Genomic DNA, 26,937 nt, shown 5'->3' with positions numbered 1-26,937 from the left:
GCACCCCGACGGCCGGCAGCACGGCGGAACACCGTCACTGCACGGGGAACCGCCCGCCCGCCGTATCGCCGTTGCCCTGCGCCGGACGGCGCAACGCGGCCACGAACTTGTACCGGGAGCCCCGGTACACCGAGCGCACCCACTCCACCGGCGTGCCCTGCGCGTCCCGCGAGTGCCTGGACAGCAGCAGCATCGGCAGCCCCACGTCGGTGCCGAGCAACTGCGCCTCGCGCGGGGTGGACAGCGAGGTCTCGATGGTCTCGTCGGCTTCCGCGAGATGGACGCCGTACACCTCGGCGAGGGCCGTGTACAGCGAGGGCTGGCTCGCCAGCGAGCGGCGCAGGCCGGGGAAGCGCCGCGCGGACAGGTGGGTCGTCTCGATCGCCATCGGATCGCCGCTGGCCAGCCGCAGCCGCTCGATGCGCAGCACGGGCTCGCCGAGGCCGATGCCGAGCAGCTCCGCCAGCCGCTGGTCGGCCGGGACCTCCCCGATGTCCAGCACCTGCGAGGCGGGGGTCAGGCCCTGGGCGCGCATGTCCTCGGTGTGCGAGGTCAGCTGGAGCGTGCGGTACAGCTTGGGCTGGGAGACGAAGGTGCCCTTGCCCTGGATCCGGTCCAGGCGGCCCTCGCCGACGAGTTCCGTGAGCGCCTGCCGGACGGTGGTCCGGGAGGTGTCGAACCGGACGGCGAGCAGCCGCTCGGCCGGCATCGCCGAGCCGGGCTGCAACTCCTCGGCCATGGCGAGCAGTCGCTGTTTGATCCGGTAGTACTTCGGCACGCGCGCGGTGCGGCCGGACGCCCCTCCATGCGGCTGGGCGCTGCTGACGTCGGTGGTCATGCCTGCCTTCCCGGCTGTGTCGACGGTCTCCCGTTATAGCGAGCAACTGCCCTATGGTCTAGTCCAACCCGCGCGCTCGGGTCCGGCCGGTCCGATGGCCGGATGAATCGGGCGGATGCGGACGGACGCGCTCCGGTGACGTTCTCGTAACGGCCGGAATCGGCTTCCCGGACCACCCTTGACACCCCGAAAGGTCTAGGCCAAGCTCCACCCTACTGGTCTACACCATTAGTGGCCAGGTCCCGAGCCCTACGTGCAACAGCGTCGTACGCAGGTCACCGCCGAGGGCGTGGGGGGATTAGTGGCATCCCTGAGGAGGGTGGCGTGAAGCGCAAGCTCGCTGCCGCGATCGTGATCGCGGGCATGATGGTCTCCGTTGCGGCGTGTGGCGGAAACAGCAAGGACAGCGGCAAGGACGCGGGACCGGACAGCTGGAAGGGCCAGACGCTCACCGTCTGGACCATGGACGGCTCCGCGCCGCCGCAGTGGAGCAAGGACGTCCAGGCCGCCTTCGAGAAGAAGACCGGCGCGAAGCTGAAGTTCGAGATCCAGAAGTGGGACGGGATCCAGCAGAAGATCACCACCGCCCTCTCCGAGGACAACCCGCCGGACGTCCTGGAGGTCGGCAACACCCAGACCCCGGCCTACGCGGCCACCGGCGGCCTCGCCGACCTCGCCGACCTCAAGAAGGAGATCGGCGCCGACTGGACGCCGTCCGTCTCCCAGTCCTCCGTGTACGACGGCAAGCAGTACGCCGCCCCGTGGTACTTCGCCAACCGTGTCGTCATCTACAACAAGGCGATCTGGGCGAAGGCCGGCATCAAGTCCACCCCGAAGACCCGCGACGAGTTCTTCAAGGACCTGGAGACCATCGGCAAGAAGACCGACGCCGAGCCCCTCTACCTGCCGGGCCAGAACTGGTACTTCCTCGACGGCCTGATCATCGGCCAGGGCGGCGACCTGGTGAAGAAGCAGGGCGACAAGTACGTCTCCAACCTCGCCGACCCCAAGGTCGCCGCGGCCATGGAGACCTACAAGAAGTACGCGTCCTACTCCAAGGCACCCAAGGACAAGGACGAGGCCACCCCGCAGCAGGCCACCATCTTCGCGAAGGGCAAGACCGGCGCGTTCATCGGCATGGGCTGGGAGGCCGGCACCGCCGTCCAGGCCAACAAGGCCATCGAGAAGGACCTCGGCTACTTCACCATCCCCGGCGCGACGTCCGACAAACCCGAGGGCGTCTTCCTCGGCGGCTCCAACCTCGCCGTCGCCCAGAACAGCAAGAAGCAGTCCCTGGCCAAGGAGTTCCTGAAGATCGCCCTGTCCGACCAGTACGAGGGCGAACTGGCCAAGCTCAACGGCATCGTCCCCAACAAGACGGCCCTGCAGAGCAACCTCACGGGCAACGCCGCCGCCGAGGCCGCGGCCCCCGGCGCCGCGGTCGGCGGCACCACCCCGCTGATCCCGGCGTGGGCCGCGGTGGAGAACACCCCCAACCCGATCAAGTCCTACATGACCGCGGTGCTGAACGGCAAGGCTCCCGCGGCGGCCGCCAAGGACGTCGAGGGCGAGATCAACAAGCGGCTGGCCCAGCAGAACTGATGACCCGCCGGGGGCGCCACCACAGGCGCCCCCGGCTCCCCGTGCCGTTCGCACATACGGCACGGGGAGTTCGTACGGCCACGGAAGAGATGGCAACTCATGTCAGTGCAGACCCAAGGCACGGACACGGCCGGGGAGCCCGCTGTCCGCAAGGCCCGGACACCGGGGCCGCCCAGGGGGGCGGAGCGTGACTCCAGTTCCCCGTCCCGCCGCGGTGCCGCCGCCCCCTACCTCCTGCTGCTGCCCGCGCTGCTGGCCACGGTGGTCCTGCTCGGCTGGCCCCTGGTCAAGAACGGCATGCTGTCGTTCCAGAACCTGAACCCGCGGCAGCTCATCCAGCACCTCACCGAGTGGAACGGCGTCGACAACTACCGGCAGGTGCTGTCCGAGCCGGAGTTCTGGCACGTCGTCGAGCGCACCGTCTTCTTCACCGCCGCCAACGTCGTGCTCATCATGGTGCTCGGCACCCTGATCGGGCTGCTGCTGGCCCGGCTCGGCAAGCGGATGCGGCTGCTGCTCCTGGTGGGCCTCGTCCTGGCCTGGGCGATGCCCCCCATCGCCGCCACCACCGTCTACCAGTGGCTGTTCGCCCAGCGCTTCGGCGTCGTCAACTGGACGCTGGACAAGCTCGGCTGGCACTCCATGGCCGACCACAACTGGCTGGGCAGCCAGTTCTCCACCTTCTCCGTGGTCGTCCTGCTGATCGTGTGGCAGTCGATCCCGTTCGTGGCGATCAACCTGTACGCCGCCACCACCACGATCCCCAGGGAACTGTACGAGGCCGCCTCCCTGGACGGCGCCGGTGCCTGGCAGAGCTTCACCTCGGTGACCCTGCCCTTCCTGCGGCCCTTCCTCTACGCGACGACCTTCCTCGAGGTCATCTGGGTCTTCAAGGCGTTCACCCAGATCTTCGCCATCAACCAGGGCGGCCCCGACCGCCTCACCGAGACCCTGCCGATCTACGCCTTCGTCGAGGGCGTCGGCAACCAGCACTTCGGAGTCGGCGCGGCGATCTCCTTCCTGACCATCCTGGTGCTGCTCGTCATCACCTCGTACTACCTGCGCATGGTGCTCAAGCAAGAGGAGGACGAGCTGTGAAGCGCTCGCTCTTCGGCCGCATCTGGCCAAACGCGACCGCCGTGGTCCTCTTCGTCGGCTTCGTGTTCCCCGTCTACTGGATGTTCGCCACGGCCTTCAAACCGACCGGCGACATCATCTCCGACAACCCCGTCTGGTTCCCGACGAACGTCACCCTCGGCCACTTCAAGAAGGCCATCCACGCCGACCACTTCTGGACACTGGTCGTCAACTCCGTCACCGTCACGGTGCTGTCGGTGGTCTTCTCCCTCGTCATCGCCCTGTTCGCGGCCTTCGCGCTCGCCCGGATGCGGTTCCGGGGCCGGCGCGGGCTCATCGTGACGTTCATGCTGGCGCAGATGGCCCCCTGGGAAGTCCTGATCATCGCCATCTACATGATCGTCCGCGACAACGACATGCTGGACAGCCTGGTGCCACTCACCGTGTTCTACACGATGATGGTGCTCCCGCTGACCATCCTGACGCTGCGCGGCTATGTGGCCGCCGTACCGAAGGACCTGGAGGAGGCGGCCATGGTCGACGGCTGCACCCGCACACAGGCCTTCGTCCGGGTCATCTTCCCGCTGCTGGCCCCCGGTCTGATGGCGACCTCGCTGTTCGGGTTCATCACGGCCTGGAACGAGTACCCGCTCGTCCTGATCCTCAACAAGGACATCGAGAAGCAGACGCTGCCCCTGTGGCTGTCGCAGTTCCAGACCGCCTTCGGCGACGACTGGGGCGCCACGATGGCCGCCTCGTCCCTGTTCGCGCTGCCCATCCTGATCCTCTTCATCTTCCTGCAACGCAAGGCCGTCAGCGGCCTGACCGACGGCGCCGTGAAGGGATGACACCGCCGATGACCACACTCGCCACCGGCCCGGACACCCTCACCCGCGACGCCCTGGCCGTGCTCCAGCCGGGGTTCGACGGCACCACCGCGCCCGACTGGGTGCGCCGCCGCCTCGGTGAGGGGCTCGCCTCCGTCGCCCTGTTCGGCCGCAACGTCGTCACCGAGAGCCAGGTCACCGCGCTCACCGCGCAGTTGCGGGCCGAACGGGACGACCTGCTGGTCGCCATCGACGAGGAGAGCGGCGACGTCACCCGCCTGGATGTGCGCACCGGCTCCTCCTTCCCAGGCAACCACGCCCTCGGCGCCGTCGACGACCCCGCCCTCACCCGGGCCGTCTCCCGCGAACTCGGCCGCCGTCTGGCCGCCTGCGGCGTCAACTTCGACTGGGCCCCGTCCGCCGACGTCAACGCCAACCCCGACAACCCCGTCATCGGAGTGCGCTCCTTCGGTGCGAGCACCGACCTGGTCGCCCGGCACACCGCCGCCTGGGTCGAGGGCCTGCAGTCCACCGGTGTCGCCGCCTGCACCAAGCACTTCCCGGGCCACGGCGACACCAACGTCGACTCCCACCACGCCGTACCCCGCATCGACGTCGACGCGAGGACCCTGTACGAGCGGGAACTGCCCCCGTTCCGCGCGGCCATCGCCGCCGGCACCCGAGCCGTCATGAGCGCGCACATCCTCGTGCCCGCCCTCGACGCGGACCGCCCCGGCACCCTCTCCCGCCGCATCCTCACCGAACTGCTCCGCGAGGAACTCGGCTACCGGGGGCTGATCGTCACCGACGGCATGGAGATGCGCGCGATCTCCGGCACCTACGGCCTGGAGCACGGAGTGGTCCTCGCCATCGCGGCCGGCGCCGACGCCATCTGCGTGGGCGGCGGGCTGTGCGACGAGGGCACCGTGCTCAGGCTGCGGGACGCGCTCGTGGCCGCCGTACGCTCCGGCGAACTGCCCGAGGAACGGCTCGCCGACGCGGCCGCCCGGGTACGGGACCTGGCCGCGTGGACCGCCGGGGCGCGCGCCGCCGCGTCCGGGACCGTGCCCGAACCCGAGGTCGGCCTGGTCGCGGCCCGCCGCGCGCTGCGAGTGACCCGCGCCGGCACCGCCGTACCGGTCGACAAACCCGCCTACGTCGCCCAGTTCGAACCCGCCCGCAACATCGCCGTCGGCGACCAGACCCCCTGGGGCGTGGCCGCCGAGCTGGAGCGGCTGCTGCCCGGCACCGACTCCGGCTCCTTCACCGGCGAGGGCGCCGGTGAGGCGGCCCTCGCGGCGGCCGACGGCCGCCGGATCGTCGCCGTGGTCCGCGACGAGCACCGGCACGACTGGATGCGCGCCGCCCTCGACACCCTGCTCGCCGTCCGCCCCGACACCGTCGTCGTCGAGATGGGCCTGCCCCAGGCCGCCCCGCGCGGCGCCCTGCACATCGCCACCTACGGCGCCGCCCGGGTCTGCGGTGTGGCGGCGGCCGAGGCCGTCGTCGCGGGCTGACGCACCTTCTCCACCGGCCGCCCGCAGGAGCGGGCGGCCCGCTCCACCTTGCCCTTTCCCCGGATCCCAGCCGCACCTTGTGTTCCAGAGGAATCGCATGCAGACGCCCCACCCCCACCCCCACCCCCACCCCCACCCCCACCCCCACCTCCACCTCCACCTCCACCGAGCCGTCTCCGCCCGCCCCTACTTCAGCGCCGACGGCGAGACCTACCTGGCCCCGACGCCCCTGCGCCACATCGAGAAGTCCCAGCCCCTCAGGGTGCTCTCCGAAGAGGACTTCGCCTTCTGGCAGACCTACGGCTACGTCATCGTCCGCGAGGCCATCACCCCCGGCGAGGCCAAACAACTCCTCGACTTCGCCTGGCAGTTCCAGGGCCTCGACCCCGACCGCCCCGACACCTGGTACGAGGAACCGGAGTTCCGCTCCGAACTCGACCGGCACCTGTTCATCTACGGCTTCGTCGAGGCCTACCACCACCAGCTCATCTGGGACAGCCGGCAGACCCGGCGGGTCTACGACGCGTTCGTGGACGTATGGGACTGCGAGGAGCTGTGGGTCACCCTGGACCGGCTCAACCTCAACCCGCCGAACACCCGCACCCGTTCCCGCTCCCTGATCGAACCCACCGACGAGGGCTTCGACATCGAGCTGCACTGGGATGTCGACACCACCCTCGCCGTCCTCCCGCAGCGCGTCCAGGGCATCATCGCCCTGGGCGACACCCGGCCCGAACTCGGCGGCTTCCAGTGCGCCCCCGAGCTCTTCCGCCGCTTCGAGGAGTGGCGCGTGGCCCAGCCGCCCGGCCGCGACCCGGTCCGGCCCGGCACCGACCGCGCCGAGTTCCCGGTGATCCGCCCCGACCTCCAGGCCGGCGACCTGCTGATCTTCAACGGGCTGCTGGCGCACGGCGTGGCACCGAACCTCTCCGACAACGCTGTCCGAGCCGTCCAGTACCTGTCGATGATGCCCGCGCTGGAGGAGCACACGACCCTGCGCGACTCCAGGATCGCCTCCTGGCGCACCCTCGCGACCCCCGACTGGAACGCCACCCTCCTCGGCGACGCCCGCGAGCCGGAGGCCGACCGCTACGGGCCCGCCACGCTCAACCCGCTCGGCAGAAGACTGCTCGGCCTGGACTCCTGGACCGCCACGGCGAAAGAGGCGCAGTGAACCACCGGATCTGCCTCTGCCTGCCGACCAACCGGGCCTGCTCCGCCACCCTCACCGCGATCAACGACGAGGCCGCCTACGCCGCCCGGCGCTTCGGCGCCGACGTCCGGGTACTGATCCTCGACTCCTCCGACGACCCCACCCGCGCCGAACACGCCCGGGTCGTCGCCGGACTCCACCCGGCGCCCGGAGTCACCGTCCACCACCTCGACGAGTCAGAGCAGCGCGCCTTCCTGCGCCGGACGATCGAGCGCGCGGGCCTCCCCGAGCCCGACCGCCTGCTCCACCTCATGCTCCCGCCGACCGTCTCCTACGGCGCCTGCACCAACCGCGCCTTCCTGCTGGCCGCCGCCCTCGGCTGCCGCTCGCTGCACCGCAGGGACTCTGACAGCACCTACCAACTCCACGCCGGACAGCCGGTGTACCCCGTCCACCACGAGCTGCCCTGGCTGGGCCGTCCCGCCGCCGAGGCCACGGCTGACGGCCTGCCCACCGACCTCGACCCGGCGCTGCCGGACCGTCCGGTGTCCCTGGCCGGAGCCTCCTTCATCGGCGAACTCTCCGTGGACATAGGGGAGATACGACAGCTGGACGAGGGGACGTACCACGACGTCGTCAGCCTCTGGGCGCCCGCCGACTGGCCCGAGGAACGCAAGCGGCACCTGGTCGAGGAGTCCTTCACCGGCGCGGGCACGGCACCCTTCACCGGCGACCGGGCGACCCTCACCGTGGTCGACCCGATGCGCGTCGACATGTGCAACATCGCCTTCGACCACGCGATCTACGCACGCGTCCCGCTCCCGCCCGCCACCGACACCATCGGCAGCGACTACTTCCTCCTCCACCTGGTCCACGACGCCGCCCTGCCCGGCATCCTGCACAACCGCCACATCGAGAACTTCCACACCCCCGAACGCCGCACCGACACCGGCTTCCCGGCCTACCAGCGGCGGTTCGTGAAGTTCCTGCTGTCGATGCTCTACTTCCACCACGTGTACGACCGCATGGCGGCCGAAGGCGCCGAGCTGCTGGACGAGCGGCACCAGGTGCGGGCCGACCGGATTGTGGAGTTCCTGCGGGAGAGCACGGGCCTGGACCGCACCGAGAACGTGTGGCGCCTGGACCGGGTGGACACGGCGTACCGCAAACTGGGCGGCCGTTACGCCGCATTCGCCGAGCAACTCGCCGAGGAGCGCGACCGGTTACTGGACGAGGCCGAGTCGGACATCGCGGACTACGCGTACCTGGCCGAGGCTTGGCCGGCGCTGATGGAAGCGACCCGCACATGAGCGCCCCGCAGGGGCGCGGGGCCCTGCCTGATATGCGGCTACCGCCGCGTGGGCGCGATCAACCACGATGGACCCGCAGAGGACCACTCAGCGAACCCCTCGCCACCGAACTCGCCGCAGCCGGATCCGACCGCATCATCTACGACCTCACCGGCATAGAGCAGCAATACGACGCCCTCCTGGCCGAGTTGCCCGGCACCCACATCCGCTTCGCCCTCAAGGCCTGCCCCGTGGACGAGGTCCTGCACACCCTCGCGACCCGTGGATCGGGATTCGACGCGGCAAGCCCCGCCGAAATCACCCGGGCCCTTCACGCCGGCGCGCACCCAGACCACATCCACTACGGCAACACCATCAAGTCCGACCGAGACATCGCCGAGGCCCACCGCCTAGGTGTCCGCACGTTCGCCACCGACAGCGTCGAGGACGTCACCGCCATCGCCGCCCACGCCCCGAGGGCTCGGGTGTTCTGCCGCCTGGCCACCGGAGGTGACGGCGCTCTGTGGGGCCTGAACCGCAAGTTCGGCTGCACCCCCGACGACGCCGTCCGGGTGCTGGCGGCGGCCCGCGCGGCCGGACTCACCCCGGCCGGCCTGTCCGTGCACGTCGGCTCCCAGCAGATGACCGGCGAGGCCTGGCAGCAGGCCCTCGACATCCTCGCCGGGACGCTGACGGCGCTGGCCGGGCGGGGGATCGTACCCGACCACGTCAACCTCGGCGGCGGCCTGCCCGCGCTCGGCTACCGGGACCGCCATGGAAACCCCCTCGACCCGCCCCTGGACAAGATCTTCACCGTGCTCCGCGAGGGCATGGACCGGCTGCGCGCCCGCACTCCCTCCCCGCTCCACTTCGTGATGGAGCCGGGCCGTCACCTGGTCGCCGACCACGGTGCCGTCCGCGCCCATGTCTCCCGCCTGACCCGCCGCAGGCAGCCGGACGGCACCGACGCCCACTGGCTCTACCTGAGCTGCGGCAAGTTCAACGGCCTCTACGAGATGGACCAGTTGACGCATCGCATGGTGTTCCCGGACCACCTCGGAGCACAGGAGCACGTCTCCGCGATCGTCGCCGGCCCCACCTGCGACAGCGACGACGCCTACGGCGAGGGCCGGTACCCGGTGCGCGTGCCGGCGTCCGTCAGCTCCGGCGACCCGGTGTGGATCCTCTCCGCCGGCGCCTACGCCACCAGCTATACGACCCAGGGCTTCAACGGCATCGGTCCGCTGCCCTGCGTGTGCGTCCGCGGCCAGGAAGGACATCACTGACATGACACACCTGATACGCGGCATCACCGAGGCCGACTGGCCCGACGTGGTGGCCCTGGAAGCGGAGGCCTACGCGGACACCGGGCTCACGGAGGGGGAGGCCGCGCTGCGCTCCCGGGCCTTCGCGGGCACCTGCCTCGTCCTGGACCTCGACGGCCGGATCGCGGGCTACGCACTGGCCCTGCCCTACCCGAGATTCCGCTACCCCGACCTGACCCGGCCCGAGAAGACCCCCCACTGCTCCTCCAACCTCCACCTGCACGACCTCGTCGTCACCGCGCCCCTGCGGCGCAGAGGGCTCGGCAGCCGTATGGCCCGCCATCTGACGGACGTGGCCCGCACCCGTGGATTCGAGACCACGTCCCTGATCGCGGTCGCGGGCAAGGAACCCTTCTGGCGGGCCAACGGCTACCGCCCGCACCACGAGGCACGCCTGCCGGCCGGTTACGGCAGCGGCGCGGTGTACATGTCGGCGCAGGTGGCCACCGTGCGGAAGGCGAGCTGATGCCCACCCCCTCCTTTCCGCGCGCCAAGTGGTCCATCGCGGCGCTGTTCTGCTTCCTCGGCCTCCAGTACGGCAGCTGGGTCTCCCGCCTGCCCGCGCTGAAGACCCGGCTGGACCTGGGCGCCGGGGAGGTGGGCCTGCTGCTGATGGCCTGCGGGGCCGGCGCGGCGGCCTCCTTCCCGCTGGTCGCCGCCCTGATGCGGCGCCTCGGCTCCCGGCGGCTGTCCCTGGCCTCGGCCGCGTGCCTCATCGCGGTCCTGGCCGCCCTGTCCGCCGTACCGAACTACCCGCTCGCCCTCCTGACCGTCTGCGCCGACGGAGTCGCGGTCGGCTGCCTCAACGTCGCCATGAACGCCCAGGGCGCCGCGCTGGAGAAGGCGTACGGGCGTACCGCCATGTCCCAGCTGCACGCCACGTTCAGCGCCGGTCTGCTGGCCGGTGCCCTGCTGACCTCGGGCGTGACCGCGTTGACCGCGTCGGTGCCGGCGCACTTCACCGTGGCCGGGGCCCTGTTGCTGCTCCTGCTCGGCGGCGCCCGCTCCGGGCTGCTCACCCAGACGGAACCGGGGAGGCCGGACGAGCCGAAGCGGAACCGCCGCCGGGGCCGTCCCTCCTGGACGACCTTGCTGATGGGCTGCGCCATGGCCTTCGGCACCATCACCGAGGGCGCGATGAACGACTGGTCGACGCTCTATCTGAAGGACGTCGTCAAGGCCTCGGCGTCCGTGGCCCCGCTGGGCATCGCGGTCGTCTCCGCGATGATGCTGCTGGCCAGGGTGTGCGCCGACCGCTGGCGCACCCGGTTCGGCGACGGCCGGGTGGTCCGGGCCGGCAGCGCGGTGGCCGCCGCCGGACTGGCCCTCGCCCTTCTCGCCGGCGGGCTGGTCCCGACGCTGCTCGGCTTCGCCTGCGTCGGCCTCGGCGCGGCCGCCGTCACCCCGTGCGTCTACGTCGCGGCCGCCGGCCACGGCTCCGACGCCCTGGCGCTGGTCGCCGCGATGGGCACCACCGGCCTGTTGGCGGGCCCGGCCCTGATCGGCTTCGTCGCGGGCGCCACGAGCCTCACCCTCGGCATGGCGACCGTCGCCGCGTCGGCCCTGATCGTGACGCTGACCGCGTTCCGGATACCCTGGCCCGACCACCGCACCCCGGCACCCGCGGCCGAACCCCGCCCTTCGCTCAGCGGTCCGTGAGGATCTCCAGGCAGTGGCGGTACTGCATGACGCCGAGCGCAATAGCACCGGCTCCGCCGGCACAGCGCGGGCGCCCGAGAAGGCTGCCGTGAGGGTTGCCTCGGCCCGGTGACCCGCCCAGGTGCCCTCCTCGGGATCACTGCCACTAGTGCGACGCCCACAGCCCCAGGACGCGACGGGCAGCGGGGTGGACCCAGCCCTGACTCTCGACCGCTTCGGCGTACGGACGCAGCGTCGCGGCCGTGGCGGCCCGGCCCTCGGCCCGGAAGCGGACGTAGAGCTCGCCGATCTCCACCTCCGTCATGCCCGAGTAGTCGGCGGCGCCGACGGCGCGGTCGAGGAACTCCCAGAAGACGTCGGCGAGGACCGAGGTGGCCCGGTACATCACGTCGGTCCACAAGAGCCCTTTGAGGTGGCTCGGGGCGAGGGGCTTGGACGGGGTGACGGTGACCGGGGCGAGCAGGACGCGCCGGCGGTCGAGACCGGGCGGGGCGAGTGCGCGGAGACCGGCGGTGCTGTCTTCCGCGACGATGGTGTCCGGCATTCAGCGCCGCCTTCCCCGGACGAGGAAGACCCGCGGTACCCCGGACACGGTGCGGGGCGGCACCGGGTCCGGCCATCTGCCGTAGTCGGCGGCAGGGTCGCCCGGTTGTACGGCTTCCACCGTGAACCCGTGCTCGTGCAACACCTGCTCCGGCTCCTCCGTCCCGTAGCGCCAGGGGCACCCCCAGTCGGCGAAGACGTCCAGCAGGGGGCGGGTGCCGGGCGTGGTCAGGGCGGTGGTGTTGACCAGGTCGGCGGCAATGTGACTGCCCGGCGCCGTGACGGCGGCGATGCCGGCGAGCAGCCGGTGCACGTCCTCGCCCGGCAGGTAGTACAGCAGCCCCTCGATCAGCCATGCCGACGGAAGCGACGGATCGTACCCCGCGGCCAGGAGCGGGTCCTCCCAGTCGTCGGCCGTCAGATCCACGGTGACGGAACGGTGGTCGACCCGGGGTACGGCGTCCCGCATGCGTTCCTTCTTGTACGACAGCACGGCCGGCTGGTCGAGTTCGAAGTACCGCGCCCCGGACGGCCAGTCCAGTCGGTAGGCGCGCGAGTCCATGCCCGCCGGCGCGAGGACGATCTGGGGGGTGTGTCCGTCCCATGCCACCTGCTGGAGGTGCTCGTCGAAGAACCGGGTACGCGTGGCGTTGAAGTCGGGTGTGCTCGGCGTGGTGCGCCGTCCGTCCGACGGGAAGGTGACCTCCCGGACGCGGCTCAGCAGCCGGAGGCCGGTGTCCCCGGCGAGCCGGGCCGCGTAGGGATCGTGGTACAGCCGGTCCTCGCGGGCGCTCTCGGCGGCCCGCAGGGCGGCGGTCAGCAGCGCAGTCCGTTCGACGGCGCTCAGCAGATCGGTCATGTCGCCTCGTTTCCGGTGACGTCCGCCGTGCCGCCGGTCAGCCGGGCCCACTGTGCGGGGTCCTGCTGGAACAGCCGATCCTTGACCTGTGTGGGCCGTATGCCTGTCGCGACGGTGTTGTGCCAGTCGCGCCGGAACGCGTCACCGTCCAGGCGGGTCACCGATGCGGCACCGAGGCGGCCCGTGGCACGTGCCGTGCGGTAGCCGGGCGCCTGTCGGCACAGCTCGCCGTCCAGTGCCTCGGCGAACCGGTCGCCCTCCCCGGGGCTCCAGGGCGTCCGGTGCGAGACGGCGAACTCGTAACGGTGGCCGCCGTCCGCGCCGGCGGACACACGGCAGGCCGCGTTGCCGGGCTCCAAGCCGGTGGCGGTGGCGGCATGGGCCAGGGCGCGGATCACGGGCGCCTCCAGCAGACGCTCTCCGGCCACGTCGGAGCGGCCGCCGCGGCCCGCGTACTCGACCCGTGGCACCCCGCCCAAGCGGTCCACGACATGGACGACGTCGCCCACGGCGTAGCGGAAGAACCCGCCGATGTGGCTGAAGACGACGTGGTAGTCGCGGCCGGCCTCGAGGTCCTCGGGCCGCAGTGTCTCGACGTCCTCCGAGATGTCGGTGTCGGCTTCGACGAACTCGTACACCGAGGCGGTGACGACCAGGCTGCCGGCCGAGCCATGCCGGTCCAGGGCCACACCCACCGGCCCTTCCGACGCCGCCACCGGTGCCGGCAGTACCGTCACGCCCGTGCCGAACTCCTCGCGCAGGCGCGGCAGATACAGCGAGGCGAGGCCGGTGGTCCAGCAGAAGACGGCCTTCATACGGGGCCAGACGTGGGCGGGGCGTACGGTGCCGAAGTGGTCGGCGAGCCGTTCCAGTTCGGCGGCCCGCTCGTGGTTCCGCCGGCCCCAGGGCACCCCGCCCAGCGTTCCGTCCCTGATCTCCTTGATCAGATGGGGCCACCAGAGCTTCAGCTGGTAAGGGAGGGCGGCGACCATGGCCGGGTTGATCCCGATGACGCAGCGCACGTCGCTCTCCAGGGCCAACCGCAGCCGCAGGTACATCCGGTGCAGGTGGTCGTCCGCGGCGACCGGTACGGGAAGGGTCGCCCAGGTGGCCGACGAACCCGGCTCGGCGGCGAGCGGTTCGCCGAACGTGCCACCGAGGTCTACCTGGCTCGCACCCACATGGGGCCGTCCCGAACCGGTGGTCGGAGGGGCCGCCAACGGGTCGTGCTTGAGGTTCAGCACGGCGTCGCGATCGGTGAGTACCTCGGGGAAGTGCTCGATCAGCGGAGCCCACGCGGCGTAGTAGAAGGGGAAGAACGTCCGGCGCATGAACGAAGGAGTCACCGGTATCTTCTTGTGCGCGCCGGTCGTGCCGCTGCTCGTGAAGTAGACGGCCGGGTCGTCGGCGGTGAGAACGTTGCGCGCGCCCGCCGCCATCTTCTCGATCCAGGGCGACAGGCCTCTGTAGTCACGCACCGGAACGGCTTTGCGGAATTCCTCGAAGGAGCGGATCGAGGCGAATCCATGCTCCTTCCCGAATTCCGTGCCGGCGTTGTGCTCCAGTAGCTCCCGCAGCACCCGGTCCTGGTGGAGTGCGGGCTGCCGGGCGGCGTCCCGGAGCGCGGCGCGTTCGCTGAACACCCGCTGGCGGTAGCGTGCGATCCGGTCCGGATCCGATGCTGAATCGGACGTGTACATGTCCGATGACCTCTGTGATGTCTCGTACGGTGTGATCCACCGAGGTGCGGGGCGGCAGGAAGGTCACCGGCAGGTGCCGGACCTCTTCGAGCATGAGTTTGCGCAGATCCCTCTGGTACCTCTCGAACGACGCCCGACCAGGGGCTTCGCCGTAGTGCTCCAGTCCGTTCACCTCGGCGCCCGCGTGGCTTCGCTGCCAGGCCAGTTCCGGGGGGACGTCGAGGAAGAGGACCCGGCGGGGCTGTGGGAAACGCCGCCACCAGTCGAACATCGGGTTCTCGGCCACTCCCGCCAGCCGGCACTTGGCGAGGATCTTGTAGTAGTAGGAGTCGACCAGGACGGGCACCGTCGGTTCGCTCTCCAGCACCCGGTCCCGTAGATGGACGACCGCGGTCTGCAGCAGGGCCGCCATGAAGTCGGGGGAGTAGGAGCGGCCGAGCCCCGGCACCACGTCGTCGACCAGCGCGCGCCTGAGCTCCGCCAGCAGCTGGTGGCCGGACCCGAGGAAGGCGTCGTCGACGGAGACGATCCGCGCCCCGGAGCCGGAGGCGGCGAGCCCGGCCATGGCGGAGGACTTGCCGGCGTGGTCGGAGCCGAGGAGCACGTCGAAGTCGGGGTGCACGTTCACGCCCGGCCGCCGGCGCGGGCGGTCCGCCCTGTCCGGGAGGTCCGGTGGACCTCCGCCACCATGAACGCGAGGTCCAGGGCCTGGCTGCGATTCAGCCGGGGGTCGCAGGCGGTCTCGTAGCGCAGCTCCAGCTGGTCCGGGAGGATCTCGTGGCCGCCGCCCACGCACTCGGTGACGTCCTGACAGTGGGACCAGGCCCCGCTCGTCGTCCACGGCCTGGAATGGCTCGCCGTCGCCGGCGCCGCCGTCTTCGACGAGCGCCCGCGCCGCGAGGCCGACGACCCCCCGTCAAGGGCATCGGCCCCGCCGCACGCCGCCCGGCCGGCCGGAAGGGCCTGGTGACCGAAGACGCCTGTGCGCGATCACGAGCGTGTCGTCGGATCCCCTCGGACACGGAGTTGCCCCACGGCGCCCCGTTTCTCAGGCGTTGGGGGTGCGGCGGCTGACGACTTCAGGTCTGCGGGGTGAGGGGGATCGGCTCGGTGCTGTCCGGATGGACCGCACCGAGCCGATGACGCCGGTGACCTCAGATGGTGCGGCGCTGCCTGCGGCGCAAGGTGAGGTAGGTGCCTGTGGCGCCAGCGGCGAGCAGGGCGCCCGCAGCCAGGCCCACCGGAAGGGTGGGAGACGACGAGGCGTCGGAGGTTGCGGCGGTGTTCGGCATCGCCGGGCCCGGGATGATGTGCGTGGACACGGGTGCCACGTGGTGGATGGGGCCAACGGATTTGACGGAGCCATCGGTGTTCAACAGCACCTGCTTGTTGTTGAGGCGCCGGAAGTCGAACATGCCCGCGAGGGAGCCGGCCGTGGCATCGAAGGAGTGGTCGCCGATGCGGCCGGTGTGCCAGTTGTCCTCGATGAACCGGGTGATGGACGCCTGGTCGGTCAGCGTGTGGTCGACCTTGTCGACCTTGCTGTACGGCGAGATGGCGAGTAGCGGCTGGCGGGTGCCGGGGCCGCAGCGGTCGGCGTAACCGCCTGCCGCCTTCGGGCCCTTCTGGCAGGCCGGGCTGTCGGTGGCCTTGCCGTTGGAGCCGAGCGAGGTGTCCGTCGAGCCGTTCCGCGGGGCGACGTAGGCGTGGTCGTACCAGCCGTCGGAGTCGTCGTAGGCGACCATGACGGCCGTCGACCTCCACTGCGGCGAGCTCTGGATTGCGTTGATCTGGTTCACCAGGAAATGCTGCTCGTCGATCGGGTCGGAGTAGCCGGCGTGGCCGTCCTGGTACGCGGGGGCTTTGACGAAGCTGACGGCCGGCAGCTTGCCCGCCTTCAGGGCGGCGGAGAAGTCGGTCAGGTCGTAGTTGTGGTTGGCCTGACCGTCGTGGCCGATCTCCGAGACGCTCTTCGGGGCCAGGTGGTGCGGGTTCGACGTCGACTTGTAGTACGCGAACGGGTTGTGGTGCGGGCTGTAGTCGACCACGGAGGCGCCGCCCACGTTGGTGTGGGTGGTGTCGCACTTGGCGTACGAGCCGGACTTGCCGTCCCAGGCGGCCGAGGGACGGAAGCCGCCCTGGAACCAGCCCCAGGTGACATGCCCGGCGTCAAGGACGTCACCGATGTTCTTGCCCCGCATCGCCGCCAGGGCGTTGCCGCTGGTGTGGTCCTTACCGGAGCAGTCGTCGTAGGCCGGATCCGGGTCGTTGACGAGTGTGCCCACGCCGTTCGCGTCGGGCGACTTCACCGCGTAGGCGTCAGGGATCGAGGTCTGCTTCGGGTTCTCGGTGCCGCTGGACGGGTCCACGGAGATCACGCCGTGCGTCTGGCCGGAGACCAGGTTGATGGCACCAGGTGTGGAGGGGCCGTAGGTCAGGCTGTAGGAGCGGTCACTCATCGCGTACCGCTGGGCGTAGTTCCACAGGGCGGTGACGGTGTTGCCGTCGTAGTAGTCCATCACCAGGCCCGGCTCGCCGAACAGGCCGCCGGAGCACTTGCCGACCTCGGTGTTCTGCACGTACTGGTCGGCCTTGCCGCCGTTCGCCGCATACTGCTCCGGGCCGTAGATGTGGTTCTGGTCGCATGTCGTCGCCTGGGCGGGAGTGAGCCGCTTCGGCGGGTACTGGTTGGGGTTCTTCGTCAGAAGCCCGGCGTGCGCGAGGGTGTCGATGTCCTTCGGGGTGTTCTTCGACGCGGTGAACTTCGTCCCGTCGGTGTTGGCGGCCTTCGGGTAGGTCGCGAAGTAGTGGTCGAAGGAGACGTTCTCGTCGAAAAGGACGACCAGGTGCTTGATCGGGGTGGCCGTCGCGGAGTGACCGTGGTCGCCGGCAGGCACGGTGGCCCATGACGGCGCGCTGCCGGCCATGACCGTGAGGACGGCCGCGCCCGCGAGTGCCCCCAGACTCCGGATCATTGCTCGTCTGCTGCTGTCGGCCATGCGGCCTCGCCCTCCGAACACAGTTGCTTGCGCGTACAGTTCGGGATCGTAACTCCTGCTCGCCGAGCGAGAGCGGGCCCCCGACCGCCACCAGCACGACTCAACCACCGGCACATGCACGCAGATCGCGGCGGTTACGCCTGACGTTTCGTTGTACTGTGGCAGGGTGAGGTCGTGCCCTTCAACCACAACGACTTCTACCACCGCGTGCTCTTGCGCCGTGTGCCACGCGGTTGCCGTACCGCCCTGGACGTCGGATGCGGAACCGGTCGGTTCGCCCGTCGGCTCGCACACTTGGGGATCGAGGTCGATGCCGTAGACCCCTCGGCGGAGGTTATCGAGGCGGCCCTCATGGCGTCACGGGTGAATCCGGGGCGGCGAGAGCCCCGCTTCCGGCAAGCGGACATCACTCGGCTCGAGCTGCCCAAGGGCAGGTACGACTTCATCTCCTGTCTGGCGAGCATTCACCACATGCCGTTCAGCACCGTCGCGGCCTTGCGGGACGCCCTGGCCCCGGGCGGTGTGCTGGTCGTTCTGGGCTGCTATCCGGAGCGGTCGCGGATGGACTGGGCCTGGAGCCTCGCCGCCGTTCCGGTCAATGCCGGAGCCCGGATCGCCGTCGCGGTCCGGGACCGTGCACGCTCGGTCTCCGGGGGCGGGGCCGACGCGTCAGCTACCGTTCAGGCACCTGTCATGCGTCCCGAGATGCCGTTGTCGGAGATCCGAAGAGAGGCGGCGAACCTGCTCCCGGGGTGCACCATCCGTAGGCTGCTGTTCTGGCGGTACCTACTCGTTTTCCGCAAGAGCCAAAGCACCTGATCCCGCGACGGGAGGCCGCTCGGCCCCCCGATGACATGGGCCGGCCCCGGGACCGAAAGCCGTCGGGCAGTGGTGTGACCCGTCGCAGAAGCCGGCCCCGCCCCATGCCGGGCCGGGCGCACTCGAGGAGAACCCCGGCAACCGCACCGGACACGACTCAACCGGTTTCGCCGGGCACTTGAGGACGAAGCGCCGGAAGACCGTCCGGCCGGATCGACCATCGGAGGCGGTGGCTGCCGCCGCCAGGCGCAGCCGGACGCGGTCGGCAACACGTTCGCCGGCGGCAGCACCCGCCCGAACATCTTCACAGCTCGTACGGCACCGGATGCCCGCCGGCCCGGGCGACGGAATCGCTTCCATCGAGGACTCGGCGATCGGTTGCCCCGGGGAACGTCCCGTGAAGCGGGGACATGCTCCAAAAGTCGTCCGTCCGGTAAGAAGTAGCGTGTAAACAGCCGACTCGCCTCCACGAGAGCTCTCGGCTTCGACTGCGACACAAAAGGGGTTGCCGGTGGACTCTCGAAACAGTCGACCCCTCGCTGTCGACGTCCGCAGGCTTCACCGCGTCTATCAGGACAGCGGTCGAAAGTTCCGGAAGGTTCCGGCGAAGGTCGCCCTGGAATCAGTCGATCTCGGTGTCGAGCAGGGAGAGGTCCACGGCCTTCTCGGTCCCAATGGTGCCGGCAAGACGACCCTGGTGAGGATCCTTTGCACGGTCCTGCTCCCCACCTCGGGCGAAGCTCGTGTCATGGGTCACGACGTGGTGCGGGAGACTGCACGGGTGCGCTCGCTGCTGGGGGTGACATTCGGCGGCGACCGCGGGCTGCACACGATGCTGACGGCTCGGCAGACGATGGATTTCTGGGGTGCATTGCACGGGCTGGACAAGAAGGTCACCGCTGCGCGGACCGAGGAGCTGCTCGGTCGATTCGGTATCCTCGACCGCGCCGACTCGCGGGTGGAGACCTATTCCCGCGGCATGCGACAACGCCTTCACCTGGCCCGCGCATTGCTGCCCGACCCGCAAATCCTGTTCCTCGACGAGCCGACCATCGGCATGGACCCGGTGGGCGCACAGGACTTCCGCAAGGTGGTCCTCTCCCTCAAGGCCGACGGCAAGACGATCATCCTGACCACGCACGACATGGCTGAGGCGGAAGCCGTCTGCGACCGGGTGAGCCTCATCGACAAGGGCCGGGTGCTTGCGACCGAGCAGCCCACACAACTCTCGCGCTGGCTTTCGGAATACGAGAACGTCGAAGTCGAGGACGCGGACGCGGAAGTGCTCGCCCGGGTGGCCGAGCTGCCCGGTGTCCTGGCGGTCGGTCAACTGCCCACCGGGGCTTTCCGCATTCAGCTGGGGGAGGACGGTGTGTGCAGCCGAGTGCTCAGAGAACTCGTTGACGCCGGCTGTACTCAGGTCCGCACGACACGACCCGATCTGAGCGAGGTCTATGTCGCTCTGCTGGAAGACCGGAAGATCGGGGGCTGACCGTGCACGCAGTCAGGGCGGGTGCGTGGTTCCAATGGATGCTCTTCCGCAGACGGATGGGAAGCGTCACCATTCTGCTGGCGATCCCGTTCCATGTGCTCAACTTCCTCTCGGTCGTGCAACTTTCCGGCCGCACCGACCTGTACGGCGCCGTCGTCCTGGCGCCCGCGCTTTCCGGCATCTGGTCGGTGGCCCTCGCTCTGGGGTCCACGACCATCACGGCTGAGCGCTCACAGGGCACATTGGAATTGCTCATCAGTTCGCCGGCCTCGGTTGCGGCATACCTGTGGGGAAGAATGCTGGCCTCCACCGCGGTCGGTCTCATCGCGTTCCTTGAGTCCTGGGTCTTCGCGTTGGCCGTCGTGGATCTCCGGCCGGTGATCTGGCACCCGGGCTGGTTCGCCGCCGTGCTGGTCGCCACCGCCCTTGCGACGGTCGCCTCTTCCGCCGTACTCGCCGCGGTGGCCGCACTCTCCAGGACGCCGGAGGCCCACCAGAACTTCCTCAACTACCCCATGTTCGTGTTGGCCGGCATCTTTACTCCGGTGGCGTTCCTCCCGATCTGGTTGAAGCCGGTTTCCCGGTTGATCTTTCTGTCCTGGGGCGCCGACCTCTTCCGCGGAACGATGAGCCCGGAGCAGTTGCCTCATCCCTGGCTCCAGATCGGCGCCGTGGTCTTCCTCGGCGGCGCCGCCTTCGTGGGGGGCGGCTATCTCATCTCAAAGATCATGTCCCGGCTTCGGAGCACCGGAAGACTGGCGGTCGGCTGATGGCACGAGTCAGGAACTGGCCAGTGATCCGCGAGGCCGCGGTGGCCGGCTACCACGAGTTCCGGGTGTTCTTCACGCTCCGGATGTGGCTCGGTGGCTGGGTGGTCCGGCTTTTCTTCCAGGTACTCTTCTTCGCGCTGGTCGGCGTGTACGTCGCCCAGGCGCAGCGTACCTCGTTCATCCTTGTGGGAAATGCGCTGGCTGTCATCGCTCTCGAGGGCGCCGTTGTGGCACATGCGGCAGCGTTCGAGCGCAATCAGGGCACACTCGCCGGGCTGATCGTCAGCCCGGGGAACCACGTGGTGAGCCTTTTCTCCCGCAATCTGATCCGGATTCCTCTGGGTGTGGCGAGTTCGACGATCGTCATGGTGTCCGTGCTCGGCGTGATGCGGATCCAGTTTCCGTGGGCGCGCATTCCGTGGATCGCTCTGATTCTCGTCGTCGTGTCCTATTCATGCTATGGCTATGGCTGGTTCTTCGGTGCACTGGTATACAAGTTCCGAAAGTTTCAGCAGGCCTCCACCAATATCGCGTACCTGGGCGTCACGGTGATCTGTGGCGTCAACGTGCCGACGAGCTACTGGCCGGTGCCGGTCCAGAAGCTCGCGCAAATACTGCCACTCACCCATGGCCTGCTCGCGGTGCGCGGCATCGTCGGACAGGTGCCTTCCGTGAATATCCCGCTCGAAATCCTGACGGAAGGTGTGATCGGCAGCTGCTGGCTGGTCGTGGCGGGCTGCCTCCTTCATGCATTCGTCGAAGCGGACCGGGCGAACGGGCGGCTGGAGCTCGCATGAGCCGGACAGTCACGGTTCAAGTCGTCTCGGAAAAGCACTCGTAAACCGCCGTCATCGCCCAGGGTCGGGGCCCACCTTGAACGAATCTAGGAGTCGAAGCATGCAAGCGCTGGAGCCGATCGCCATCATCGGCATGGCAGGAAGATTTCCTGGGGCCAGCGATCTCGATGAGTTCTGGGAAAACCTCGTAGCGGGCCGGGACTGCATATCCGAGCTCACCGACGAGGCCATACTCGAGTCCGGAGAGAGTCCCGAGCGGCTCGCTCACCCCGGTTACGTCAGGAGGCGTCCGGTCATCTCCGACGTCGAGTCGTTCGACACGACCGCCTTCGGTATGACGCCGCGCGAGGCGGAGATCAGGGATCCCCAGCACCGACTTCTCCTCGAGTACTCCCACGCCGTGCTGGAGCACGGTGGGTACGACCCGGCCACGTACTCCGGACGCATCGGTGTCTACGCGGGGACGAACACCAACCGCTACCGGATCGACCACGTCGAGGACTCGGACGTCACCCAGAACGTGGGCTGGACGACGATGGAGATCGCCAATGCGTCGGACTACCTCACGACCTTCATCTCCTACAAGCTGGGCCTTCGCGGGCCCAGCATGACGATTCAGACGGCCTGCTCCACGTCTCTGGTCGCCGTTCACATGGCCTGCTCGGCGCTGCGCCTGGGTGAGTGCGACATGGCGATCGCGGGCAGCGCCAGCCTGGAGATGCCGCTCAACCGCGGCTATCAGTACCTGGAGGGCGATTTCATCGCCCCCGACGGCTTCCCGAAGCCCTTCGACGCGAGCGCCAACGGCACCAACTTCGGCAACGGAGTCGGAACGGTCCTGCTGAAGCGACTTTCGGACGCCCTGGCCGACCGGGACACCGTCTATGCCGTCATCCGTGGCTCGGCCATCAACAACGACGGCGATCGCAAGGCCGGCTTCACCGCTCCGAGCCCGATGGGCCAGACGGCCTGCATCGTCGAGGCACTGACCAAGTCCGGCACGGCACCGGAGACCATCTCCTACGTCGAGGCGCACGGGACCGGCACCGCGCTGGGCGACCCGATCGAGCTGGCTGCACTGACCGAGGCCTTCCACCAGGTGGCCGGGAAGAAGCTGCCGGCGCAGTCCTGTGGCGTCGGTTCGGTGAAGTCGAACGTCGGCCACCTCAGCCAGGCTGCCGGAGTCTCGAGCCTCATCAAGGCCGTTCTCTCGCTGGTCAACGAGCAGATCCCGCCGAGCATCCACTTCTCGGAGCCCAACCCGAAGCTGGAGCTCGGCCGTACGCCGTTCTATGTCAATTCCGAGCTCAGGCCGTGGCCCAGGGTGGCCGGCAGGCCGCGACGCGCCGGTGTGAGCTCGTTCGGCATCGGCGGCACCAACGCCCACCTGATCCTGGAGGAAGCCCCTGAGCGGCCCGCCCGGTGCGGCCCGAGCAAGCCGGAACTGATCGTATGGTCCGCAGCGGAGGACGCCGCCGAATCGGCTCTCAGGGATCGGCTGGCAGCTCACTTCGCGACGGCCGACGAGCGGTCGTTCGCCGACGCCGCACACACCCTGCGGGTGGGGCGTTCTGCCCGGCGCGTCCGCGGTGCCGTCGTGGCGCACAACGCGGCCGAGGCAGCCGAACTCCTGCGGGACGGAGGCCGGGTGATCCGGCCGGACGGTGTCAAACGTGGTCTCACCCTCCTCTTTCCCGGCCAGGGTGCTCAGCATCCGGGAATGGCACGGTGGTTGTACGAGACCGAGCCGCTCTTCAGGCAGGGCTGCGACCGTGCCTTCGCCGAGCTCGAGCCGCTGCTCGACCGGGACCTGAAATCGCTCTGGCTGTCCGACGCGCAGGCGGACGAGCTCGCCGAGACGGCTCTGGCGCAGCCGCTGCTCTACGTGCTCAGCTACACCTGGGCGCACTGCCTGATGCGCTGGGGCGTCCGCCCCGACCGGCTGCTCGGACACAGCGTGGGCGAACTGGCGGCGGCGGCGGTCTCCGGGGTCTTCGGCTTCACCGAGGGTCTCCAGGCGGTGGCGGCCCGGGCCACTCTCATGCAGGGGATGCCGCGGGGCTCCATGCTGGCGGTGGCGGCGCCGCACGAGGCGGTCCTGCCGTATGTGGGCGGCGAGGTGTCACTCGCCGCGCTGAACGGGCCGCGGCAGTGTGTCCTTGCGGGTCCGGAAGCGGCCGTCGCGGAGGTGGCGGAGCGGCTGAGGGACACCCGGATCGCCAGCCGCCTGCTGCACACCTCGCACGCCTTCCACTCTGCGATGATGGCGACGGCCGCCGAGGACTTCGAGAAGGTCCTGGGCACGCTGACCCTCAACGAGCCGAAGATACCCGTGGTCTCCTGCGCCACAGGCGCCGAGATCACCTCGGAGCAGGCCACCTCGCCGGCGTTCTGGGCCCGCCAGTTGGTCGATCCGGTCGACTTCGCGCACGCGGCTGCCACGGTGCTGGGCCACGGACCCTCCTTCCTGGTCGAGACGGGGCCGGGCCACACCCTTTCCGCGCTGCTCACATCCCATCCGGAGGTCCGCTCCGGCGCCTCCGCGGTGCTGCCCACCATGCCGTCGCCCGACGCCGACGAGGGCGCCGAGCACCGGGACCTGGAGGAGGCGCTCGGCCGGCTCTGGGTGGCCGGCGTCCCCGTGGACTTCACCCGTCGGGAAAAGGACACCGACCACTCTCGAGTGGCCGTACCGGGCTATCCGTACCAGCGCAAGCGCCACTGGATCGAGCGGCCGGACCTCCCGGCCGCGCAGCACACCGACACGGCATCGCCCCCCGCGCCGTCGGCCGTGGCCGAGGCGGCACTCGGCTCCTCGGCCGAGCCCGCCGCTGCCGCCGGGGACGAAGAGGCCGCCGTGCAGGTGCCGGCACACGATGAGACCAGCTGGAGCCTGGGCGCGGTCGACTGGGTCCGCCGTACGTCGGGCCGCGGTCCCGTCTCGCTGCCCGAGGTGGGCGGTGAGACGGCGGTCGCGCTGCTGCCCGCGAGCCGGCCGGATGCCGTCCTGCTCCGCACTGCCCTGCAGCGGGCCGGATACCGGACAGTCCGGGCGCACGCCGCGGTCCCCGGGACGGCGGCCGCCACCGACGGCTTCGATCCCCTGTCCGAGGACGAGTGGGAGCAGCTGCTCCGGTCCGCGGAGGAGTCGCGGGCACCGGCTGTCGTCGCCTACGGAGCGATGCTGGACGCTCCCGACACCGTCACCCTTGCCAGTCTCGACCAGCAGCTGGATCAGGGCTTCTTCGGTGTCCTGGCGTGTGCCAGGGCGGTGGCACGTGCCCAGCGGAGGGCCCGTCAGCCGGTCACCCTCGTGGTACTCGTGCGGCATGCCGTGGACGTGAGCGGTGCCGACCGACTGAATCCAGCGAGCGCAATGATCGCCGGCCTCACCCGCACCATCGAGCAGGAGTACCCGGACGTCCGCTGCGTGATGCTGGACGTCTCCGGCGAAACCGGCGTCGAGGCGCTCGGCGAGCAACTCGCCCGGCTGGACGAGCCGCTGGTCGCCCTGCGCGGCAACAGCAGCTGGACCCCGGTGCTGAAGCCGTTGTCCCGCACCTCGGCCCCCGGTCGCCTGCGGTTGCGCCAGCGGGGCGTCTACCTCGTCACCGGAGGACTCGGAGGCATCGGTCTGGTCGTGGCGAACGCCCTCGCCGACACCGGGTTCCAGCCCCGGATCGCTCTGCTCGGCCGGTCCGGAATGCCGGCCGCCGACACACCCCGCGGTCGGCGGATCGCGGCGGCCGTGCACGAGATGGAGGACGCGGGCGCGGAGGTCATCGTCGTGCGGGGCGACGCGAGTGCCCCCCAGTCGCTGCTGGCTGCGGTCGAGGAGGTCGAGCGGACCTTCGGCACGGTGCACGGTGTGGTGCACTCGGCAGGACTGCCTGGCGGCGGGCTGATCGAGCGCCGGTCGCGCGAGGACGCCGACGCCGTCATCGGCGTCAAGGTCCGCGGGGCTCTGGCGATCGAGGAAGTGTTCCGCAGCCGGCCCGAACTCGACTTCCTGGCCCTCTTCTCCAGCCAGGCCGGGGTGGCAGGTCTTTACGGCAGTGCGGACTACGCCGCGGCCAACGCCTTCCTGGACGCGCACGCCCAGCAGCACGGCCGCGGCAGCCGGTGGACCGTCGCCGTCGACTGGCCGGGCTGGGCCGAGGTGGGGATGGCGGCGGACTCCGATGTCTCGCTCACCCTGCTGACCGGTGGCGAAGACGCGCGCAAGGGTGCCTCGGAGGAATCCGTTGACAGCCTCGAGTTCCGCCGGACCCTGGTTCCGGGACGGGACTGGGAACTCGACGAGCACCAGTTCGACGATCAGCCGGTCGCACCGGGCACCGCGCTGCTCGAGCTCGTCGTCACCGCCGCGCTCGCCCTGGAACTCCACCCCGCAGGGACGGTGCTCGAGCTTCGGGAGAGCGTCTTCCTTGCGCCGGCCGCCGCCTTCGGTCCGACCGAGTTCGCAGTGGTGTTCTCGCCCATGGCCGGTATGCACCGGTTCCGGGTGCAGACCCGGCCGGCGGGCAGCGAAGGCCCGTGGACGCTGAACGCCAATGGCGTCCTGGCCGTCCCCGAGACCGCCACGGCGACGGTCCGTCCAGACCTCGGCGAGCTCAGGGAGGGCCTCGAGTCGGCCGAGCACCTCGGCTTCGGCTCGTGGATCACCTTCGGACCGCGGTGGGACAGCGTCGGCCCGGTCCAAGGCACCGCCACCGAACGCGTCGCCGAGCTGCGCCTCCCGGAGGAGTTCCACGGCGACCTCGAGCACCACCCGATGCACGCGGCGATTCTGGACGTCGCAACCTCGCTCCTGCCCTTCTTCAGCCAGGACGTCCGGTATCTGCCGTTCCTGTACCGCCGACTCACCTTCTTCGGCCCTCTGCCCGCCCATGTCCTGGTACACGCCCGGCTCGGTGACGGGGAGAAGGGCGTGCGCGTCATGGATCTGGACCTGTACGACCTCGAAAGCGGTGAACTCCGGCTGAGCGTCGGATCCTTCACCCTTCGCGAGGTGAAGGGCGACCAGTTCGTCGGCCGCCTGGCGGACGCCTCCCGTACGGTGGCGGCGGGACAGGCGCCTGGGAAGGCCGCCCCTTCCGCTCCGGCTGCCCGGACCGCGGATGCGGCCCCCGACCGACCCGGGCTGCTCACGCCGGTCCACGGCGCCGAGGTCTTCCTGGAGCTCGTCAACGGCTCCTACCCGCAGGCGGTCATCGTCGATGCGCCGGGCGCGCGGATGCGGGCGCGCGGGCTGGACTGGGCCGATTCCGTGCCGTCGGCGCCCAGGCCGGCGCCCGCGCCGCAGGTCGCGCCCCGGCACAGCGCACTCCCGCCGGCTGCCGCCGCAGCCCCGAAGGCCGCCGCCGTGCCCATGACCCCGCCGACGAGGACCGCCGTCTCCGGTGGATCGGATGACGTCATGGCGAGTCTGATGGAGCTGTGGTCCGAGGCTCTGGGGCACACGCGGATCGACTATGACGAGGACTTCTTCGACGTCGGCGGCAACTCCCTGGCGGCGGTGCAGCTCACCGCCCGGATCAAGGAGCGGTTCGGCATCGAACTGAGCGCGGGCAGCATGTTCGAGTTCAACACGATTCGGCTGCTGGCGGCAGAGATCGTCCGGGTGGGTGCGTGAATATCCGGCGCATCTTCGCACCCGATCTCCTCGCGG

Annotated in this window: 19 protein-coding genes and 1 pseudogene; 14 read left to right on the top strand and 6 right to left on the bottom strand. The window is 70.0% G+C overall.

Annotated elements, in window-relative coordinates:
• Positions 1–34: 34 nt before the first annotated feature.
• A complete protein-coding gene (locus ACFYOH_RS12910) occupies positions 35–838 on the bottom strand; it encodes a GntR family transcriptional regulator (RefSeq protein WP_388624621.1) in 804 nt (267 codons plus the stop codon).
• Between the two features lie 324 nt (positions 839–1,162).
• On the opposite strand from ACFYOH_RS12910, the gene ACFYOH_RS12905 reads away from it, so the two are divergent.
• From ACFYOH_RS12905 to ACFYOH_RS12865, 9 genes are all read left to right on the top strand, one after another.
• Positions 1,163–2,440, top strand: a complete 1,278-nt coding sequence (locus ACFYOH_RS12905; protein ID WP_388624619.1) for an extracellular solute-binding protein — start codon at positions 1,163–1,165, stop codon at positions 2,438–2,440.
• Positions 2,441–2,539: 99 nt separating this feature from the next.
• Positions 2,540–3,538 carry a carbohydrate ABC transporter permease gene (locus ACFYOH_RS12900; RefSeq protein WP_388624616.1) on the top strand — a complete coding sequence of 333 codons (999 nt, stop codon included), beginning with the start codon at positions 2,540–2,542 and terminating at the stop codon, positions 3,536–3,538.
• Positions 3,535–4,365 (top strand): carbohydrate ABC transporter permease, encoded by an 831-nt coding sequence (locus ACFYOH_RS12895; RefSeq protein WP_388624613.1) that lies wholly within the window; start codon positions 3,535–3,537, stop codon positions 4,363–4,365. The genes ACFYOH_RS12900 and ACFYOH_RS12895 overlap by 4 nt, the downstream gene beginning before the upstream one ends.
• Positions 4,366–4,373: 8 nt before the next feature.
• Positions 4,374–5,861, top strand: coding sequence for a glycoside hydrolase family 3 protein (locus ACFYOH_RS12890; protein ID WP_388624610.1), 1,488 nt, complete (start codon positions 4,374–4,376; stop codon positions 5,859–5,861).
• A gap of 97 nt (positions 5,862–5,958) precedes the next feature.
• Positions 5,959–7,035 carry a phytanoyl-CoA dioxygenase family protein gene (locus ACFYOH_RS12885; RefSeq protein ID WP_388624609.1) on the top strand — a complete coding sequence of 359 codons (1,077 nt, stop codon included), beginning with the start codon at positions 5,959–5,961 and terminating at the stop codon, positions 7,033–7,035.
• A complete protein-coding gene (locus tag ACFYOH_RS12880; RefSeq protein WP_388624607.1) occupies positions 7,032–8,324 on the top strand; it encodes a DUF6271 family protein in 1,293 nt (430 codons plus the stop codon). The genes ACFYOH_RS12885 and ACFYOH_RS12880 overlap by 4 nt, the downstream gene beginning before the upstream one ends.
• 32 nt (positions 8,325–8,356) lie before the next feature.
• On the top strand, positions 8,357–9,589 hold the full coding sequence (locus tag ACFYOH_RS12875; protein WP_388624975.1) for an alanine racemase: 1,233 nt from the start codon (positions 8,357–8,359) through the stop codon (positions 9,587–9,589).
• Between the two features lies 1 nt (position 9,590).
• Positions 9,591–10,094 carry a GNAT family N-acetyltransferase gene (locus tag ACFYOH_RS12870; RefSeq protein WP_388624604.1) on the top strand — a complete coding sequence of 168 codons (504 nt, stop codon included), beginning with the start codon at positions 9,591–9,593 and terminating at the stop codon, positions 10,092–10,094.
• Entirely contained in the window at positions 10,094–11,287 is a 1,194-nt protein-coding gene (locus ACFYOH_RS12865; protein ID WP_388624601.1) for an MFS transporter, read from the top strand. Before ACFYOH_RS12870 ends, ACFYOH_RS12865 begins: the two co-directional genes overlap by 1 nt.
• 145 nt (positions 11,288–11,432) lie before the next feature.
• On the opposite strand, the gene ACFYOH_RS12860 is transcribed toward ACFYOH_RS12865, so the two are convergent.
• The 5 genes and pseudogenes from ACFYOH_RS12860 to ACFYOH_RS12840 all read right to left on the bottom strand — a co-directional run bounded on the left by ACFYOH_RS12860 (position 11,433) and on the right by ACFYOH_RS12840 (position 17,388).
• Positions 11,433–11,831 carry a hypothetical protein gene (locus tag ACFYOH_RS12860; protein WP_388624598.1) on the bottom strand — a complete coding sequence of 133 codons (399 nt, stop codon included), beginning with the start codon at positions 11,829–11,831 and terminating at the stop codon, positions 11,433–11,435.
• Positions 11,832–12,689, bottom strand: coding sequence for a class I SAM-dependent methyltransferase (locus ACFYOH_RS12855; protein WP_388624596.1), 858 nt, complete (start codon positions 12,687–12,689; stop codon positions 11,832–11,834).
• Positions 12,686–14,332 carry a GH3 auxin-responsive promoter family protein gene (locus ACFYOH_RS12850; RefSeq protein WP_388624593.1) on the bottom strand — a complete coding sequence of 549 codons (1,647 nt, stop codon included), beginning with the start codon at positions 14,330–14,332 and terminating at the stop codon, positions 12,686–12,688. The genes ACFYOH_RS12855 and ACFYOH_RS12850 overlap by 4 nt, the downstream gene beginning before the upstream one ends.
• A 681-nt stretch (positions 14,333–15,013) precedes the next feature.
• Positions 15,014–15,196, bottom strand: a pseudogene (locus ACFYOH_RS12845) (3-deoxy-7-phosphoheptulonate synthase); the annotation flags it as partial.
• A 347-nt stretch (positions 15,197–15,543) separates the two neighbouring features.
• Positions 15,544–17,388, bottom strand: coding sequence for a phospholipase C (locus ACFYOH_RS12840; protein WP_388624590.1), 1,845 nt, complete (start codon positions 17,386–17,388; stop codon positions 15,544–15,546).
• A 174-nt stretch (positions 17,389–17,562) separates the two neighbouring features.
• Here ACFYOH_RS12840 and ACFYOH_RS12835 point away from each other — a divergent pair, with 174 nt between their 5' ends.
• The 5 genes from ACFYOH_RS12835 (at position 17,563) to ACFYOH_RS12815 (ending at position 26,901) form a co-directional block, all read left to right on the top strand.
• Positions 17,563–18,207: a class I SAM-dependent methyltransferase gene (locus tag ACFYOH_RS12835; protein WP_388624587.1), complete on the top strand. Its 645-nt coding sequence runs from the start codon at positions 17,563–17,565 to the stop codon at positions 18,205–18,207.
• 511 nt (positions 18,208–18,718) lie between these two features.
• Positions 18,719–19,699 (top strand): ABC transporter ATP-binding protein, encoded by a 981-nt coding sequence (locus ACFYOH_RS12830; RefSeq protein ID WP_388624585.1) that lies wholly within the window; start codon positions 18,719–18,721, stop codon positions 19,697–19,699.
• 2 nt (positions 19,700–19,701) lie between these two features.
• Positions 19,702–20,469, top strand: coding sequence for an ABC transporter permease (locus ACFYOH_RS12825; RefSeq protein ID WP_388624582.1), 768 nt, complete (start codon positions 19,702–19,704; stop codon positions 20,467–20,469).
• Between the two features lie 23 nt (positions 20,470–20,492).
• Complete coding sequence (locus ACFYOH_RS12820) at positions 20,493–21,266, top strand: ABC transporter permease (RefSeq protein ID WP_388624580.1); 774 nt, start codon at positions 20,493–20,495, stop codon at positions 21,264–21,266.
• Positions 21,267–21,366: 100 nt separating this feature from the next.
• The gene (locus ACFYOH_RS12815) at positions 21,367–26,901 is read left to right on the top strand and encodes an SDR family NAD(P)-dependent oxidoreductase (RefSeq protein WP_388624577.1); all 5,535 of its coding nucleotides are present in this window, start codon (positions 21,367–21,369) and stop codon (positions 26,899–26,901) included.
• Positions 26,902–26,937: the final 36 nt, after the last annotated feature.

The sequence above is a fragment of the Streptomyces sp. NPDC007856 genome, assembly GCF_042868225.1.
In the GTDB taxonomy this organism is placed as follows: domain Bacteria; phylum Actinomycetota; class Actinomycetes; order Streptomycetales; family Streptomycetaceae; genus Streptomyces.
This window is presented reverse-complemented; position numbering and strand designations above follow the sequence as displayed.